Below are 16,106 nucleotides of genomic sequence, written 5' to 3'. Positions count from 1 at the left end.
AGGTCGCGGGGCAGGGCCCGTCCGGCGTCGGCCGCCTCGGCGCGGGCGACCCGCCAGTCGGCCCGCCGGATCGTCACGCCGGGTCGGCCGTGGCCAGCGCGGTCGCGGTCGCGACGGCCCGGTCGAGCTCGGCCCGGGAGCCGCCGGCCAGGCCTGCGGCGTAACCGACGAGGAACGTCGTCAGCGGAGCAGCCGGGCGCGCGACGCCGTGCGCCGCGTCGCGGGCGAGGTCGAGCACCTCGGGGATGTCGACCACGAAGTCGTCGGGCAGGCCGAGGGCCCGGACGAGTCGTGCGGCCCAGGCGTCGAGTTCGGCAGGTGTGTCGGTCATGGTCGACACTCAACCAGTCGCGTCGGGCTCGCGCCGGACGACACCCAGGCGGTCGGCGTCGTCCACGGTGTCGACGTCGGCGCAGAGCTCGTCGGGCACGGGCACCTCGAGCAGGTCGAGCCCGTCGAGCAGACGGCGCAGCGAGAGGTCGGTGAGGGGGCCGTCGGCTCTCAGCGCCGCGAGTCGGGTCTCGAGGGCGCCGGTCCGGTAGAGCCCGAGCAGCGGCTGACGTCGCCCGCCCGAGTCGATCGCCAGCAGGCCGTCGCGGCGCTCGCCGACGTCGTCGCCGTCGCCGCTGCCGCTGCCGGCCAGCAGGGCCTGCACCGCCTCGGGCGCCCGTGGCAGGTCACAGGCGAGCACGAGCGTCCACGGCGCCGCGTCCTCGGCCACGTCGAGACCGGCCGCGAGGGCGGCGACCGGCCCGGACCAGGCGGGCTCCTCACGGGTGAGCAGGGCTCCGGCGGGCGGCACCCGACCGTCGCGCAGGCCGACCACGACGAGGCTGCGGGCCTCGACCGAGGCCTCGACGGCCCGGTCGAGCAGCGTCGCGTCGCCACTGGTGAACCCGGTCTTGTCGGCACCGTGCACCCGGGAGGCGCGACCCCCGGCGAGCAGGACGGCGTCGAACACGAGGCTCACGATCACCCGCGCGGTCCGGTCGCGGCGAGCCGGGCGGCCAGCGTGCCTTCGTCGGGGACGAACCAGACGTGCCGCCCACGGTTGGACTCCCGCACCCAGTCACGGAACGTGGCGCTCGCCGCCTCGTGGCATCCGACGTCGCCCAGCACCACCAACTGCACGCGATAGTCCACGAGCTTCTGGGCGAACTCGCCCGCCCGGCGGGTGCTCAGGTCGAAGAAGGTCGGGTCGAGACGGGCGACCGGCACGACGAGGACCGACGCGTCCGCCCCGAACGCCTCGCCGACGAGGTCGACGGCGTCCGTCTCGGTCGACAGCCGCGGCCCGGCCGCGTCGACGTGCAGGACGCGATGGGGGCCGTGGTCGTCGATGCGCATGCCCACAGGCTAGGCGCAAGGAGGCGCGGTGCCGGTCGGACCGGCACCGCGCCTCCTGAGGGCCTGGCGGGCGTCAGCCCGCGGCGACCTGCTGGTCGCGCTTCGGCAGCACCCAGCCCGGGCGCACGAAGTGGCAGGTGTAGCCGAAGGGGTCCTTCTCGAGGTAGTCCTGGTGTTCTTCTTCGGCTTCCCAGAAGTCGCCGGCGGCGGTGACCTCGGTGACGACGGTGCCCGGCCAGATGCCCGACGCGTCGACGTCGGCGATGGTGTCGAGGGCCGTCGCCCTCTGCTCGTCGCTCGTGTAGAAGATCGCCGAGCGGTAGCTGTCGCCGACGTCGTTGCCCTGGCGGTCCTTCGTCGACGGGTCGTGGATCTGGAAGAAGAACTCGAGGATCTCGCGGTACGAGGTCAGGCCCGGGTCGAAGACGATCTCGACGGCCTCGGCGTGACCGCGGTGGTTGCGGTACGTCGCGTTCGGCACGCTGCCGCCCGAGTAGCCGACGCGGGTCGAGACGATGCCCGGTCGGCGGCGCAGCAGCTGCTGGGCGCCCCAGAAGCAACCGCCGGCGAGGATCGCGGTCTCGGTCGTGCCGCTGGGGGCGGGGGTGGATTCGGGGGAGAAGAGCGTCATGTAGGCACCGTATCCTTCGGTTTCGAGTGAGGCGTAGGGGACGAAGCGGAGAGCCGCCGAGTTGATGCAGTAGCGCAGCCCGCCGGTGGCGGTGGGGCCGTCGCGGAAGACGTGGCCGAGGTGGCTGTCGCCGGCGGTGGAGCGCACCTCGGTGCGCTTGAAGAACAAGCCCTCGCGCTTCTCGACGACGTGCTCGGCGTCGATGGGGCGCGTGAAGCTCGGCCAGCCGGTGCGGCTGTCGAACTTGTCGACCGAGGCGAACAGGGGCTCGCCCGACACCACGTCGACGTAGATGCCCGCGTCCTTCGAGTCCCAGAACTCGTTGCGGAACGCGGGTTCGGTGCCGCCGCCCTGGGTCACCCGGCGTTGGGTCGAGGTGAGGCGGGCGACCGCCTCGGGGTCTTTCCGGTACTGGTCCGACATGATGCCTCCTGTTCGTCGGCGTCGGTGCGATCGGATGGGTCGGGTGCCCGCGGTCGCGTCGATGCCTCCGACGACAACAACCGGGCGGCGCCGCGTGTTCCGTCGGCCTGCGAGGATCGACGCATGAGCCTGATCCGACTGAACGACGTGACCGTCCGCTTCGACGGCACCCCGGTGGTGCGCGAGGCGTTCTTCCGCCTCGACGAGAAGGAGCGCGTGGGGATCGTCGGTCGCAACGGCAGCGGCAAGTCCACGCTGCTCAAGCTGATGCTCGACCAGGTGCAGCCCGACGAGGGCACGGTCACGCTCGAGCAGGGCGTCCGGGTCGGGTACTTCTCGCAGTTCTCCGAGCTCGACGGCACGCAGACGATCGTCGAGGTGCTGACCGGGCTCTTCGCCCACGAGCGGGCGATCGAGGCCGACCTGGCGCAGATCGACGCCGATATCGCCGTGGTCGCGATGGACCCCGACGGCGGTGATGCCCTCGACCAGCTCATCCACCGGCAGTCCGAGCTGTTCGCCGAGATGGACCGGGTCGACGGCTGGGAGTACCCGCGCCGCATCGACACCGCCCTGAGCGTGCTCGGCTTCAGCGACGCGCACCGCACCAGCCCGATCGACGACCTCAGTGGTGGTTGGCGCAACCGGGCAGCCCTGGCGAAGATCGTCCTCGAGGACCCCGACGTGCTGCTGCTCGACGAGCCGACGAACTTCCTCGACGTGGCCGGCGTCGAGTGGCTCGAGTCGTGGTTCCGCGACTTCCACGGCGCGGCCGTGGTCGTGTCGCACGACCGGAGCTTCCTCGACGCGGTCGTCACCCGCATCGTCGAGGTCGAGAACTTCCACCTGCACGACTACCCGGGCGACTTCGCCGAGTACGTCGTCCAGAAGCAGTTCCGGTTGAAGAGCCTCGAGCAGCAGTTCGTGCACGAGTCCGAGCTGCTCGCGTTCGAGGCCGAGGGCATCTCGGACCGCCGCGACGCCGCCAAGGCCGCCAAGCGCCAGGACGGCGGCGACCTGCTCAAGCAGCTGGCCAAGGTGAAGAAGTCGCGGGCACCGCGCCCCGTCGACCAGATCATCACCGAGATCTATTCGGGGCTGCACGTCAAGGACGTCCTCTGCCGGGTCGACGGCCTCGGTAAGGCCCGCGACGACCGCACGCTCTTCGACGACCTCACCTTCGAGCTGCGTCGAGGCGACCGCCTGGTGATCACGGGGGCGAACGGCAGCGGGAAGAGCACGCTGCTGCGGGTGCTGACCGGCGAGGAACGTGCCGACGCCGGTCGGGCCGCGTGGGCGGGCGGGGTCAAGGTGGTCTCGTACGACCAGGTGCTCGCCGAACTCGACGAGGACGACACCGTCACGCACTCGGTCAACGCGATGCCCGACAGCCTCGCCCTGACCGCGACGCGGAAGTCGGTCGGGCGGTTCCTCGCCATGTTCCAGTTCAGCGAGGCCGATCTCAAGAAGCGCATCGGGGCGCTCTCGGGTGGTCAGCGGGCCCGCGTCGCGATGGCGCAGTGCCTGCTCTCGGGGGCCTCGGTGCTGCTGCTCGACGAGCCCACCAACCACCTCGACGTGCCGAGCGCCCAGGTGATGGAGCGGGCGCTGCAGCACTTCCCCGGGGCGGTCGTCGTGGTCAGCCACGACCGGTTCTTCGCCGACAAGGTCGCCACCCGTCGGTTGGTGTTCGGGGCGGACGCCGAGCGACCCGAGCGGGTGACCGTCACCGCGGCCTGACCCGTGGGGTGCGAGGGGTGAGCCCCACCGGCGGGCGTCGGGGCTCAGCCCTCGGTCGTGAGCGGCCCGACGACGTCGGCGACGCCCGAGACGACGAGCCCGTCGGCGCCCTGGTCGAGGGCGGTGTGCGCCGCGTCGAGGTCGGGCACGATGTGGCCGTACACGGGCTTGCCGGTCGCCGCGAGGGTCGACCAGGTGTCGGCCGGGGCCGACCAGTCGAGGCCGAGCAGGCTCCAGGAGCCGGAGGTGCGGGTCAGCAGCTCGGGATCGCCCGCCAGCTCGTCGGCGTAGTAGTACCCCCAGGTCTCGCACCCCCGCGCGCTGGCGAGGTCGCCCCACTCGGTCTGCGTGCAGTAGCCCTTGCCGACCAGGGTCTGCGTGAGGTCGGCCGTGCCGAGCTGGGTCCGCGCGATCTCGAACAGCTCGGGATAGAAGTCGGCCCCGACGTACTTCGGGTCGACGAACAGGGCGTGGTCACGGCCGAACTCGCGCACGAACTCGTCGAAGCGGGCGTAGGGCTGGTCCGACTGCCCGGGGTCGGTCGTCCCGGCCGCCGAGATGCGGTACCGCTGCACCTCGCTCCAGGTGTGCTCGGCGGCGACGAAGCCGGACGTGCCCGAGGTGCGGTCGAGGGTCTCGTCGTGCAGCCCGAACCACACTCCGTCCGACGTCCGGGAGAGCGACATCTCGAGCGCGTCGACCCCGGCCGCGACCGACTGCCGATAGGCGTACAGCGACATCTCGGGCCAGTCACGTGATCCGCCGCGGTGCGCGACGGTGGCGGGACGCGCGGCCCGCAGGGCGTCGGCCGGCCGAGGAGGCGCGGTCGGCGTGACCTGCGCCTCCCCGCTCGTCCGCGCGGTCCGCAGGGCCACGCCGGCCCCCACGGCACCGAGGACGGCCACGCCGCCCACGCCGAGCAACACGGTGCGTCGGTCGACGCGGGCTCGCGGACGCGGGGAGGAGGGCATGAGCCCATCTTGGGGGTCCCCGATCGCGGTCCGTGACGTGGCCGGCCGGGATCACCCGGCGTTCGCCCGGGTCAGTCGGCCGCGTACTCGTCGAGTGCGGGCAGCGGGCGACCGTCGTGGTCCCACATCGCCTGGTTCTCCCACGCGTTGCCCGAGGTCGGGTCGTCCGGGTCCCACCCGGCACCGTCGACCGCGGTCCACGCGGGTTCCCACGCGACCACGCCGATTCCGCGGCCGCCCGGGGCCGAGGCCACGACGTCCTGGATCGCGCGGAAGTTCGCGGCATGCCCCTCGGGCGTCGCGGGGTAGCCGGCGACCAGCTGCGACGGGTCGACGACGACGTTCTCCCAGGTGTGGTCGGGGTCGTCCTCGAGCGTCCACGGGTACGAGGTCTCGACGATGAGCACGTCGCGGTCGTAGCGCGCCGAGAGCGTCGTGACCGCCTGCTGCATGCCCGACAGCCCGCCGTGCCAGTAGCCGTAGTACGAGAGGCCGATCAGGTCGAACGGCACCCCGCGTGAGGTCGCCTCGTCGAACCACCAGGTCAGGCCGTCGATCCCGTCGTCGATGTTCGTCAGGTGCAGCACGACCTGCGTCGTCGGCGAGACCTCCTTCACCGCCGTCGCTCCGGCCGTGAGGAACATCGCCAGGTTGCTCCACTGCGCGCCGCTGACGCCGTCGCTCGGGTCGACGTCCCAGGTCTGGCCCAGCGGCCAGACCATGCCGGGGTTGATCTCGTTGCCGACCTGCACGGCGTCCGCGGTGATGCCCTCGGCGGCGAGGGCGTCGAACACGCTGCGGGTGTGGTCGTGGATCTTCGTGGCGACCTCGGGCGCGCTCAGCCCGAGCCAGGCCTTCGGCATGGTCTGGGCGCCCGGGTCGGTCCAGCGGTCGCTGTAGTGGAAGTCCACGAGCAGCTGCATGCCCGCCGCCTTCACCCGCGCGGCCATCGCGACGACGTCGTCCTGGTCGTTGTAGCCGTCGGTCGGGTCGACCCAGACCTTCAGCCGCACCATGTTCGCGCCGTGGTCGGCGAGCTGCTGCACGGCATCCGTCGGACGACCGGCGGCGTCGAGGTAGACGGCTCCGCGGTCCTCGTTGCGGGGCAGGCCCGAGAGGTCGGCCCCGCGGACGTCACGGGTGACACGGCCGGGCGTGAAGGTCACGTCGTCGATGCTCGCCCAGGCACCCGCGGCGCCCGACGTGGTGAGCGTGGGCGTGCACTGGCTGTGCGTCACCTCGGCCGAGACCGACAGGTGCAGCCAGCCGTCGTCGGACTCGGTCGAGGGGACGACCGTCGTGCCCGCGGCGTCCGTGCTCGAGCCGGAGCCGCACCCGGTCAGCGAGAGCGTGCTCGTGGCGAGCCCGCCACCGCTCTTCACCCACGCCGAGAAGGTCCACCAGCCGGGCGTGACCTTCTTGAGCTTCTGGCTGGTCGTGGCCGTGCCGACCGTCGACAGCACGTGCGTCAGGCGCGTGGCCGAGTCGTGCCCACCCGTCTCGAGCGTCGTGGTGCCCTTCCCCTTCGAGACCCAGCCCGCCGCGCCCTGCTCGAAGCCGGGGTCCTGCACGACGACCGGGCGGGGAGCCGGGCCGCCGGGGGCCGCGGTCGCGGGGGCTCCCGACAGCAGGCCGGCTCCCAGGGCCGCCGTGGCGAGGGCGGCGCCGACGGCGAGACCGCGCCGGCCCCTCCGATCGACGCGGGGCCGGGGTGTGCTGGTGGGTCGTGTCATCGTGTCGTCCTCCTTGACGATCGGTGTGGCGGGGGCTGCGGCTGCCGGGTGGGGCTCTCGAGGGGTGGGTGCAGGAGGCGCGGTTCCGGTCCCGACGCCGGCACCGCGCCTCCTCGGGTCGCCTCGCGGCTCAGCCGCGCGGGCGGCTCACGACGCGGACCGCCCCGGCGGGCACGACGACGCGGCCGTCGACGGCGTCGCCGGTCATCAGCTCGGTGCCGCGACCGACCTCGACGTCGGTCGCGGCCCCGGCGTGGTTGACCAGGAAGGTGAAGTCGGCGTCGTCCCCGTGGCGCACGACGACCTCGAGTCCGTCGGGGTGCTCGACCGGCAGCGGCACGCCGGCGTCGTCGAGCACCGACCGGACGAGTCCCTCGAGGTCGGCGCCCGTCGTGCGCGTCGAGACGTACCAGGCCGATCCGTCGCCGTGGGTGTGACGGGTGACCGCCGGACCTCCCGCCGCGGGGCCGTCGACGTAGCTCGCGATCGCCACGGCACCTTCGAGCACGATGTCGTCGGACCATCCGGTGCCGGTCGTGCCGTCGTCGAGCGTGACGACCTGGTCGGCGTACAGGGGCAGGAACTCGGGCACCGAGAGGCCGAGCACCTCGCGCAGGGCACCGGGTGCGCCACCGGCGTGGACGGTGTCGTTCTCGTCGACGACGCCCGAGAAGTACGACGCGACGAAGGTGCCGCCCCCGCGGACGAACGCTCCGAGGGCGTCGGTGGTGTGCCGGTCGGCCAGGTACAGCGACGGCGCGAGCACGAGGTCGTAGCCCGACAGGTCGTCGTGCGGGTGACGGAAGTCCACCGTCACGCCGAGGTGCCACAGGGCCGAGTACCAGGCGACGACGCGCTCGCGGTGCTGGAGCTCGACCGACGGGCGCCACTCGAGGTCGTGGGCCCAGAACGACTCGACGTCCCAGAGGATCGCGACCCGCGCCTCCACCCGGCTGCCGCGGACGGCCGAGAGGCGGCCCAGGTCGGCGCCGAAGTCGACGACCTCGCGCCAGGTGCGGGTCGAGGTGCCGGCGTGCGGCAACATCGCGGAGTGGAACTTCTCGGCGCCGTACCGCGACGCCCGGAACTGGAAGAACAGGATCGCGTCGGCGCCCCGGGCCAGGTGGCTCGCGGCGTTGCGGGCGAGTTCACCGGGACGCTTGGCGATGTTGCGCGGTTGCCAGTTGACGGCCGAGGTCGAGTGCTCCATCAGCATCCACGGGGCACCGCCGGCGAGCGAACGGGTGAGGTCGGCGTCCATGGCGAGCAGCACGTGGTTGTCACGGCGCTCGGCCACGAGGTAGTGGTCGTTCGCGACGACGTCGACCTCGCGGGCCCACCTCCAGTAGTCGATGGAGGGGCAGTTGGTGGCCATGAAGTTCGTCGTGACCGGGAGGTGCGGTGCGTGTCGCTTGATCGCGTCGCGTTCGGCGGTGAAGCAGGCCAGCAGGGCGTCCGAGGTGAACCGGGCGAAGTCGAGGCGCGAGGTCTGGTTGACGACCGTGGCCGAGGTGCGCGGGGCGTCGATCTCGTCCCACTCGCCGTAGGTCTGGCCCCAGAACCGGGTGCCCCAGGCCTCGTTGAGCGCGTCGAGGGTGACGTACTTCTCCTCGAGCCAGGTGCGGAAGGCGAGCACCGAGTGGGGGCCGTAGTCCTCGCTGATCGGGGCGCCGTACTCGTTGTGGACGTGCCAGAGCACCACCGCGGGGTGGTTCGCGTAGCGCTCGGCCAGCCGCTCGGTGATCGCCAGGGCCGCGCGGCGGTAGTCGGGGCTGCTCGGGCTGACCATGCCGCGGGAGCCGCGGCCGAGGGTGACGCCGTCCCGCGTGACCGGGTGGGAGTCGGGGTAGGCCTTCCAGAACCAGGCCGGGGGGACGGTCGTCGGGGTGGCCAGGTCGACGTCGATGTCGGCGTCGTGCAGCAGACCGAGGATGTCGTCGAGGAAGCCGAAGTCGTACTCGCCCTCACGGGGTTCGAGCAGCGCCCACGAGAAGATGCCGACGCTGACCAGGTTGACGCCCGCCTGCTTCATCAGGGCGATGTCCTCGAGCCAGACCTCGCGTGGCCACTGTTCGGGGTTGTAGTCCCCGCCGTAGCGCAGGTCGGCGCGGCCGGGCAGCCAGGTCGTGGTGGCCTGGGGCGTGGGCCGGGCGTCGAGCTCGAGTGACATGCGGTGATCTCCTTTGACTGTGTGCGCTCCCAGTTGTAACACACCGGCATCGACCGTCGGAAGGGTTCGTAACGGTGTTGACAAGCCAAAAACCCTGTGCGTAACTGTAACCGCTCACAGGCACAGCGACGTGGTTCTCCGAAGCTCGCGCTGTCCCGCCCCACCACAGCTCTTGCTTTCCTCAAGGAGGACGAATGCGCAGCTCATTCCGCCGTCTCGGTGTCGCCACGGTCGCGACCGCCGCCCTACTGCTCACCGCCGGGTGCACCGGTGCCGGGGGAGGCGCGGCCGACGACGGCCCCGTCGAACTCAGCTACTGGGCCTGGGCCCCGAACCTCGACAAGGTCGTCGACCTCTGGAACCAGGACAACCCCGACATCCAGGTCACCGTCAACAAGCAGGACGGCGGAGACCCGGCCATCACCAAGCTCCTCACGGCCATCAAGGCCGGCAGCGGTGCTCCGGACCTGATCCAGGCCGAGTACCAGAAGATCCCGACCCTCGTGTCCTCGGACGCTCTCGCCGACATCTCGGACCAGGGCGCCGCCGACCTCGAGGGCGACTTCTCGGAGGGCACCTGGTCGTCCGTCACCCTCGGCGGCGACGGCGTCTACGCCATCCCGCAGGACTCCGGCCCGATGATGGCCTACTACCGCACCGACGTCCTCGACCAGTACGGCCTGAGCGTCCCCACCACGTGGGACGAGTACGCCGACGTCGCCACGAAGCTCCACGCCGCCGACCCGACCAAGTACCTCGGCACCTTCTCGGCCAACGACGCCGGCTGGTTCGCCGGCCTCGCGCAGCAGGCCGGCGCCTCGTGGTGGTCCATCGACGGCGACAGCTGGGGCGTCGACATCGAGGGCGGCCCGACGGAGAAGGTCGCCTCGTACTGGGGCGGGCTCGTCGAGAGCGGTGCCGTCGACAACAAGCCGATGTACACGCCCGAGTGGAACGCCGGTCTGAACGACGGCAGCCAGGTCGGTTGGATCAGCTCGGTCTGGGCCCCCGGCGTGCTGGGCGGCAACGCCCCCGACACCGCCGGCAAGTGGACCGCGGCCCCGCTGCCGCAGTGGGACGCCTCGAAGCCCGCGGACGGCAACTGGGGTGGCTCGACCACGGCCGTCACGACCCAGTCCGAGCACAAGGAGGCGGCGGTCGAGTTCGCGACCTGGCTCAACACCGACCCCACGGCGGTGGCGGCGCTCGCCGACATCGCCGGCGTCTACCCGGCCGCGACCGACGCCGCGAAGGACGCGCTGACCACCAGCCCCGAGTTCTTCAGCCAGCAGGACGACTTCTACGACATCGCGGCCGAGGCGTCCGAGTCGGTGAACCCGTTCACCTACGGTCCCAACGTCAACGTGGCCTTCAGCGCCTACAACGACGAGTTCGCCAAGGCCGCCGACGCGAAGACCCAGGCGGCGTTCGAGGACGCGGTCACGGCCATGCAGAAGATCACCGTCGACGACCTGACCAAGAGCGGTTTCTCGGTCGAGTAGCGACATCGGGCGGGGCGGTCGGGGTCGCCCCGCCCGCCCCGTCACCCCTCCGTCACACCCGTCTCGACCCAAGGACCCGGCATGGCCGACACCCTCACCCCCCTCAGCCCCCGCACCGACGGCGCCGGCCCCCCGCCGTCGTCGACCGGTCGCGAGGCGCCCCGGCCCGCGACGCGCAAGGGCAACGGAAGCTTCCGCACCCGGGTGCTGACGCCCTACGCCATGCTCGCCCCCGGCATCGTGCTCTTCGTGCTGTTCATGGCGGCGCCCATCGTCTACACGCTGTTCCTCAGTTTCCAGAAGAAGCAGGTCGTCGGCCTCGGGCTCGGTTCGGGCGGCGACAGCCAGGTGTTCGCCGGCTTCGAGAACTACGTCGGTTCGCTCACCGACCCCGAGTTCGCCGCCAGCGTCGGGCGGGTCCTGCTCTACGGCGTCGTGCTGATCCCGTGCATGCTCGGTCTCGCGCTGCTCTTCGCCCTGCTGCTCGACTCGAAGCGCACCCGGGCCACGGCGTTCTCGCGTGTGTCGATCTTCATGCCCTACGCCGTGCCCGCCGTGATCAGTTCGCTGCTGTGGGGCTTCTTGTACCTGCCCGCCGTGAGCCCCTTCTACTACGTGTTCGACCGGCTGGGCTGGGACGTCGACGGCGTGCTCGGCTCGGGCACCGTCCTGTTCGCGATCGCCAACATCGCCCTGTGGGGCGGCGTCGGCTTCAACATGATCGTCATCTACACCTCGCTCAAGGCCGTGCCGACCGACGTCTACGAGGCCGCCCGCCTCGACGGCGCCAGCGAGGTGCAGATCGCCCTGCGCATCAAGATCCCCATGGTGGCTCCCGCGCTCGTCATGACCGCGCTCTTCTCGATGGTGGCCACCCTGCAGGTGTTCGCCGAGCCGACCACCCTGCGTCCGCTCACGAACAGCCTGTCGACCAGCTGGTCGCCGCTCATGCTCGTCTACCGCGACGCGTTCACCCGCGACGACATCTACTCGGCGGCGGCGACCTCGGTCGTCATCGCGCTCGCCACCTTCATCGTCAGCTTCTTCTTCCTCCGGGTCGTCCAGAAGCGCGCGTTCGGCCAGGAGGACTGACCATGACCACGATCGACCTCGACGGCTCCCGCGACGCGGCGGCCCCGGTGCCCGACCCGACCCGCGCCTCCTCGACGGGCCGCGGAGCCTCGGGCAAGGTGCCGCGCGACCCGGCCGCCCCGCGCCTGCACGCCGAACGGCCGAGCGTCGTCTCGACGGTGCTGCTGCTGATCGGCGCCGTCTACTGCCTGTTCCCGGTGCTCTGGGTCGTCATGGCCTCGACCAAGGACGGCGGCGAGCTCTTCTCGACCTTCACGCTCGCGCCGAGCGGTCACCTGCTCGACAACGTCGTCGCCCTCACGCAGTACCGCGACGGCCTGTTCTGGCGGTGGATGCTCAACACGGCCCTCTACGCCGGCATCGGTGCGATCGCGTCGACGTTCGTCTCGGCGCTCTCGGGCTACGTGCTCGCGAAGTTCGAGTTCCCCGGCAAGAAGGTCGTCTTCAACGTGCTGCTGATGGGCGTGCTCGTGCCCGGCGTCATCCTGGCGATCCCGCAGTACTTCCTGCTGGCGAACGTCGGCCTGACGAACACCTTCTGGGGCGTGCTGCTGCCGCAGATCATCAGCCCCTACGGCATCTACCTCGCCCGCATCTACGCCGCGGCCGCCGTGCCGACCGACGTGATCGAGGCCGCGCGCACCGAGGGGGCCCGTGAGATGGGCATCTTCGGTCGCATCGCGGTCCCGATGCTGCTGCCGGGACTCGTGACGATCTTCCTGTTCCAGTTCGTCGCCATCTGGAACAACTTCATGCTGCCGTACATCATGCTCGGCGACGACTCGCTGTTCCCGTTGACGGTCGGCCTCAACGGCCTGCTCAACCAGGGGGCGTCGGCGCCGGCGCTCTACACGCTCGTCATCACCGGGGCGTTGCTGTCGGTCATCCCGCTGATCGCCATCTTCCTGGTGCTGCAGCGCTTCTGGAAGGTCGACCTCGCCGCCGGCGCGGTCAAGTAGTGCCGGCGGGCCCGGCGCCGGCGGCACCCTATGCTGGCCGCGTGAGCAGCGCGACGGGTCGGGGACGACCGACCATCGACGACGTCGCGACGGCGGCGGGCGTCTCGCGGGGCACCGTCTCGCGGGCGCTCAACGGCGGCCGGTGGGTCAGCCCCGAGGCCAAGACCGCCGTCGAGGCGGCCATCAAGGCCACCGGGTACCGCGTCAACCCGCACGCGCGCAGCCTCGCGACGAACCGCACCGGCTCGGTCGCCTTCCTGCTCACCGAGGACCACCAGCAGCTCTTCGAGGACCCGAATTTCTCGATCCTGCTGCGCGGGGCCGCCGCGGCCCTCGCCGACCGCGACGTCTCGCTCGTGCTGATCATGGCCGGGTCGCCGGCCGAGCAGCAGCGGGCGCTGGCGTACATCGGCGCCGGCCACGTCGACGGCGTCCTGCTCGTCTCGGCACACAGCGGCGGCCGCCTGCTGACCGACGTCGTCGAGTCGGGCGTGCCGGCGATCGCCTGTGGCATCCCGCTCGGACACGAGAAGAAGATGGGCTGGGTCGCGGCCGACGACCGTGAGGGTGCCCGCGAGATGGTGGCCTACCTCCGCGGTCTCGGGCGTCGCCGCATCGCCACCATCACGGGCCCCGCCGACACCCCCGGCGGCATCACCCGGCTCGAGGGCTACCGCGCCGAGCTGGGTGGCGACCTCGACGAGTCGCTCGTGCGTCACGGCGACTACGGGCGCGAGAGCGGTCGCGTCGCGATGGCCTCGCTGCTCGCCGACCACCCCGACGTCGACGCCGTGTTCGCGGGCAACGACCGCATGGCCGCCGGGGCGATCGACGCCCTGCGGGCCGCCGGCCGTCGGGTGCCCGAGGACGTCGCCGTGGCCGGGTTCGACGACTCCCGCGTCGCGACCGAGACGACACCGGCGCTGACGACCATGCGTCAGCCGTTCGACCGCATCAGCAACGAGATGGTGCGCCTGCTGCTGCAGGTGATCGACGGCGAGAAGCCCGCCGCGATGACGTTGCCGACCGAGCTGGTGGTGCGCGCGTCCGCCTGACGCGACCCGCGCCTCCTGCGGTGTCCTCCCCGGCGCCGGACGGCGGCGCGCGCGTAGGGTCGGCGGCATGACCGATCTCGACGGAGCCGTGGTGCTCGTGGCCGGCGCGTCCGGCGGACTCGGCGTGCGTGTCGCCGCGATGCTCGAGGACGAAGGGGCCGTCGTCGTCCGTGCGGCCCGACGCCCCGAGTCGCTGTCGGGTTCCGGCGCCTACCTCGCCGACCTGCGCGACCGGTCGGGAGGCGCGGCGCTGGTCCGGTCGGCGCTCGACGAGCACGGACGCCTCGACGGAGTCGTGGTCGCCGCGGGCGTCGTCGCCTTCGGAGCGGCGAAGGACCTCGACGACGACACGCTCGACGAACTCGTCGAGACGAACGCTCTCGGGCCCATCCGTCTGGTGCGCGCCGCGCACGCCGCCCTCGCGGAGTCCGCGGCGGCCGGTCGCGAACCCTTCGTCGTGACGATCAGCGGCGTCGTGTCCGAGGCCGCGACCGTGGGGATGGCCGCCTACTCGGCGTCCAAGGCGGCCCTGGCGGCCTTCGCGTCGGCCGCCGGACGCGAGTACCGGCGCGACGGCATCCGCGTGCTCGACGCGCGCCCGGGGCACACCGACACCGGCCTCGCCACGCGGGCGGTCGCCGGGACGGCGCCGGCGTTCGGTGCGGCCCTCGACCCGGACGCGGTGGCCGAGCGCATCGTGCGCGCGATCGTCGACGGCGAGAAGGACCTGCCCAGCTCGGCGTTCTCGAGCTGATCGACGACCGGCCCGACGCTGCTGCTAGCTGAACTCGTCGCCGACGAGCCGCAGCAGGTCGGCGAGCTGGGCCTGCTGGGCTGGCGAGAGAGAGTGCAACCTGGCGCTCTCGGCGTCGACCAGGCTCAGCATGGCGGCGTCGACCCGCGCGATGCCGTCCTCGGTCACGCGCACCAGCACACCGCGGCCGTCGCTCGGGTCGCCGTGGCGTTCGACCAGGCCGCGCTCGACCAGACGGTCGAGACGGTTGGTCATCGTGCCACTCGTGACCATGGTCGCCGTGACGAGGTGCTTCGGGCTGAGCTGGAACGGGTCGCCGGCCCGACGCAGCGCCGAGAGCACGTCGAACTCCCAGATCTCGAGGCCCGCGTGCGCGAACGCCTCGCTGCGGATGCGGTCGAGGCGCCGCGACAGGCGGCGGAGGCGCGAGAAGACGTCGAGGGGTGCGAAGTCGATGTCGGGGCGCTCGCGGGCCCAGGCGTCGATGATCAGGTCGACTTCGTCGTTCGTGGCCACGGTGCTGCGTTCCCATCGGTCGGTTTCGGACTCCTCATCTTCGTCCACCTGCCGGTGAATCGTCCGCACGGGTCGCCGGGGCGCCCTCGACGACGCGCTACTGGTACGTCACCAGGTCGGGCGTCGGCGACACGTCGGCCATAGTCTGCTCGGGGGAGAGCATCGGGGTGTCCTCGTCGTAGAAGTTCTTCCAGCCCCAGGCGACCCCGGCCGGAGCGCCGTCGTGCAGCGTGCGCCAGGTGGCCTGCTTGTCGGGCTGCGAGCCCTGGCCGTCGGCGTGGATCAGCGTGGCCAGCTCGGGTCGGGACGTGTCGATCGACGCCCGGTCGCGCAGCATGTCGAGACGGAACTGGTGCAGGACGAACATCTTCGGCGGCAGACCCTTCGAGGCCACGAGGTCGGCCAGCCACGTCGACACGGCGTTCACCTCGCTCGCCTCGACGCCGCCGATCTGGCGCAACGGCACCTGGTCGGCCTCGAGGCGCCATTCGGGGTCGAGCGCCAAGCCGACGTTCGGCCGCGACAGGAGCGACTCGTAGCGCTTCGCCTGGCTGAGGAAGTCCGCCCGACCCGGCTGCAGGTCGATCACCACGTACTGCCCCGCGGCGGCGGCCGCGTCCACGTAGGGCTCGATGTTCTCGACCGACAGCTCGTTCGAGTAGTCGCCGTCGTCCCCCGCGGCACCGGCGGCGACCGTCGCAATGACCTCGAGCATCGGCACCACGGGACGGTCGCTCGCCGCGTCGTAGCTCGCCGCGACGTCGGCGGCGCGCTGCACGGTCGCGGCGACGTCCTGCTCGCCGAGCACGCCGAGCGCCCCGGTGCCGGGCGCGCCGTAGAGCGCCACGAACCGTCGGTCGGGGAAGAACCGCTGGCCGCCGCCGGGCAGCTGTGCCCCGGACCGGGCCGCCGCGACCGACCACCCGGGGTCGCGCACCGCGGTGAACGTCGACCCGATCAACACCGTGTCGGTCGTCGTCGAGGCGTGCAGTGCGTCGATCGCCTCACCGGAGGACTGCAGGTCGACGACCCCGTCGGGCAGGGCCTGCACCTCGGCACCCGCGGCCCGTGCGGTGGCCGTGGCCGCGACGTCGTCGTCCCCTGCCACGACGGCGAGGACGTCGTCGAGGGGCGTCGCCGCGTCGGGCACGTCGACCGAGGAGGCGGTGGTCGCGATCTCGACTCCCGCCCCGTCGATCGCCCCCACGTCGCC

The 16,106-nt window shown here is 71.9% G+C and carries 15 protein-coding genes; 6 read left to right on the top strand and 9 right to left on the bottom strand.

All coding sequences use genetic code 11. From position 1 onward, the window contains the following. Nucleotides 1-73: 73 nt before the first annotated feature. The 4 genes from SZ60_RS11380 to SZ60_RS16950 form a co-directional block, all read right to left on the bottom strand. Entirely contained in the window at nt 74-331 is a 258-nt protein-coding gene (locus SZ60_RS11380; protein WP_043596044.1) for a DUF6457 domain-containing protein, read from the bottom strand. 9 nt (nt 332-340) lie between these two features. After that, a complete protein-coding gene (locus SZ60_RS11375) occupies nt 341-961 on the bottom strand; it encodes a molybdenum cofactor guanylyltransferase (RefSeq protein ID WP_197073553.1) in 621 nt (206 codons plus the stop codon). A gap of 11 nt (nt 962-972) precedes the next feature. Then, complete coding sequence (locus SZ60_RS11370; protein ID WP_043596042.1) at nt 973-1,347, bottom strand: DUF4180 domain-containing protein; 375 nt, start codon at nt 1,345-1,347, stop codon at nt 973-975. 73 nt (nt 1,348-1,420) lie between these two features. After that, nucleotides 1,421-2,401: a bifunctional methionine sulfoxide reductase B/A protein gene (locus SZ60_RS16950; RefSeq protein ID WP_082060084.1), complete on the bottom strand. Its 981-nt coding sequence runs from the start codon at nt 2,399-2,401 to the stop codon at nt 1,421-1,423. A gap of 123 nt (nt 2,402-2,524) precedes the next feature. On the opposite strand from SZ60_RS16950, the gene SZ60_RS11360 reads away from it, so the two are divergent. Continuing rightward, on the top strand, nt 2,525-4,141 hold the full coding sequence (locus SZ60_RS11360) for an ABC-F family ATP-binding cassette domain-containing protein (protein ID WP_043596032.1): 1,617 nt from the start codon (nt 2,525-2,527) through the stop codon (nt 4,139-4,141). Between the two features lie 44 nt (nt 4,142-4,185). Here SZ60_RS11360 and SZ60_RS11355 read toward each other — a convergent pair whose 3' ends face one another. The 3 genes from SZ60_RS11355 to SZ60_RS11345 all read right to left on the bottom strand — a co-directional run bounded on the left by SZ60_RS11355 (nt 4,186) and on the right by SZ60_RS11345 (nt 9,015). Beyond that, complete coding sequence (locus tag SZ60_RS11355) at nt 4,186-5,112, bottom strand: glycerophosphodiester phosphodiesterase family protein (protein WP_043596031.1); 927 nt, start codon at nt 5,110-5,112, stop codon at nt 4,186-4,188. 71 nt (nt 5,113-5,183) lie between these two features. Continuing rightward, entirely contained in the window at nt 5,184-6,845 is a 1,662-nt protein-coding gene (locus SZ60_RS11350; protein WP_082060083.1) for a glycosyl hydrolase 53 family protein, read from the bottom strand. Nucleotides 6,846-6,975: 130 nt separating this feature from the next. After that, nucleotides 6,976-9,015 carry a beta-galactosidase gene (locus SZ60_RS11345; RefSeq protein ID WP_043596030.1) on the bottom strand — a complete coding sequence of 680 codons (2,040 nt, stop codon included), beginning with the start codon at nt 9,013-9,015 and terminating at the stop codon, nt 6,976-6,978. A gap of 194 nt (nt 9,016-9,209) precedes the next feature. Between SZ60_RS11345 and SZ60_RS11340 the strand changes: the two genes are divergently transcribed. From SZ60_RS11340 to SZ60_RS11320, 5 genes are all read left to right on the top strand, one after another. Next, nucleotides 9,210-10,517: an ABC transporter substrate-binding protein gene (locus tag SZ60_RS11340; RefSeq protein WP_043596029.1), complete on the top strand. Its 1,308-nt coding sequence runs from the start codon at nt 9,210-9,212 to the stop codon at nt 10,515-10,517. 81 nt (nt 10,518-10,598) lie between these two features. Continuing rightward, nucleotides 10,599-11,609 (top strand): carbohydrate ABC transporter permease, encoded by a 1,011-nt coding sequence (locus tag SZ60_RS11335; RefSeq protein WP_082060082.1) that lies wholly within the window; start codon nt 10,599-10,601, stop codon nt 11,607-11,609. Nucleotides 11,610-11,611: 2 nt separating this feature from the next. Then, a complete protein-coding gene (locus SZ60_RS11330; RefSeq protein ID WP_082060081.1) occupies nt 11,612-12,568 on the top strand; it encodes a carbohydrate ABC transporter permease in 957 nt (318 codons plus the stop codon). A 41-nt stretch (nt 12,569-12,609) separates the two neighbouring features. After that, nucleotides 12,610-13,623, top strand: a complete 1,014-nt coding sequence (locus SZ60_RS11325) for a LacI family DNA-binding transcriptional regulator (RefSeq protein WP_043596035.1) — start codon at nt 12,610-12,612, stop codon at nt 13,621-13,623. 67 nt (nt 13,624-13,690) lie between these two features. Continuing rightward, complete coding sequence (locus tag SZ60_RS11320; RefSeq protein WP_043596027.1) at nt 13,691-14,377, top strand: SDR family NAD(P)-dependent oxidoreductase; 687 nt, start codon at nt 13,691-13,693, stop codon at nt 14,375-14,377. Nucleotides 14,378-14,401: 24 nt separating this feature from the next. Here the strand turns inward: SZ60_RS11320 and SZ60_RS11315 are convergent, their stop codons facing one another. Next, on the bottom strand, nt 14,402-14,893 hold the full coding sequence (locus SZ60_RS11315; protein ID WP_043596034.1) for a MarR family winged helix-turn-helix transcriptional regulator: 492 nt from the start codon (nt 14,891-14,893) through the stop codon (nt 14,402-14,404). 97 nt (nt 14,894-14,990) lie between these two features. Next, nucleotides 14,991-16,106: hypothetical protein (locus SZ60_RS17505; RefSeq protein WP_052505347.1), on the bottom strand; the 1,116-nt coding region annotated here is incomplete at its 5' end.

Source organism: Frigoribacterium sp. MEB024, assembly GCF_000878135.1.
Taxonomy (GTDB): Bacteria; Actinomycetota; Actinomycetes; order Actinomycetales; family Microbacteriaceae; genus Frigoribacterium.
The sequence above is the reverse complement of the archived record's forward strand: the minus strand, read 5'-3'. Positions and strand labels throughout refer to the sequence as shown.

Coding starts and splice junctions, on each gene's coding strand:
- SZ60_RS11320 (WP_043596027.1), top strand. CDS start 13,691: ATGACCGATCTCGACGGAGCCGTGGTGCTCGTGGCCGGCGCGTCCGGC.
- SZ60_RS11340 (WP_043596029.1), top strand. CDS start 9,210: ATGCGCAGCTCATTCCGCCGTCTCGGTGTCGCCACGGTCGCGACCGCC.
- SZ60_RS11370 (WP_043596042.1), bottom strand. CDS start 1,347: ATGCGCATCGACGACCACGGCCCCCATCGCGTCCTGCACGTCGACGCG.
- SZ60_RS11350 (WP_082060083.1), bottom strand. CDS start 6,845: ATGACACGACCCACCAGCACACCCCGGCCCCGCGTCGATCGGAGGGGC.
- SZ60_RS11335 (WP_082060082.1), top strand. CDS start 10,599: ATGGCCGACACCCTCACCCCCCTCAGCCCCCGCACCGACGGCGCCGGC.
- SZ60_RS11380 (WP_043596044.1), bottom strand. CDS start 331: ATGACCGACACACCTGCCGAACTCGACGCCTGGGCCGCACGACTCGTC.
- SZ60_RS11355 (WP_043596031.1), bottom strand. CDS start 5,112: ATGCCCTCCTCCCCGCGTCCGCGAGCCCGCGTCGACCGACGCACCGTG.
- SZ60_RS11360 (WP_043596032.1), top strand. CDS start 2,525: ATGAGCCTGATCCGACTGAACGACGTGACCGTCCGCTTCGACGGCACC.
- SZ60_RS11345 (WP_043596030.1), bottom strand. CDS start 9,015: ATGTCACTCGAGCTCGACGCCCGGCCCACGCCCCAGGCCACCACGACC.
- SZ60_RS16950 (WP_082060084.1), bottom strand. CDS start 2,401: ATGTCGGACCAGTACCGGAAAGACCCCGAGGCGGTCGCCCGCCTCACC.
- SZ60_RS11330 (WP_082060081.1), top strand. CDS start 11,612: ATGACCACGATCGACCTCGACGGCTCCCGCGACGCGGCGGCCCCGGTG.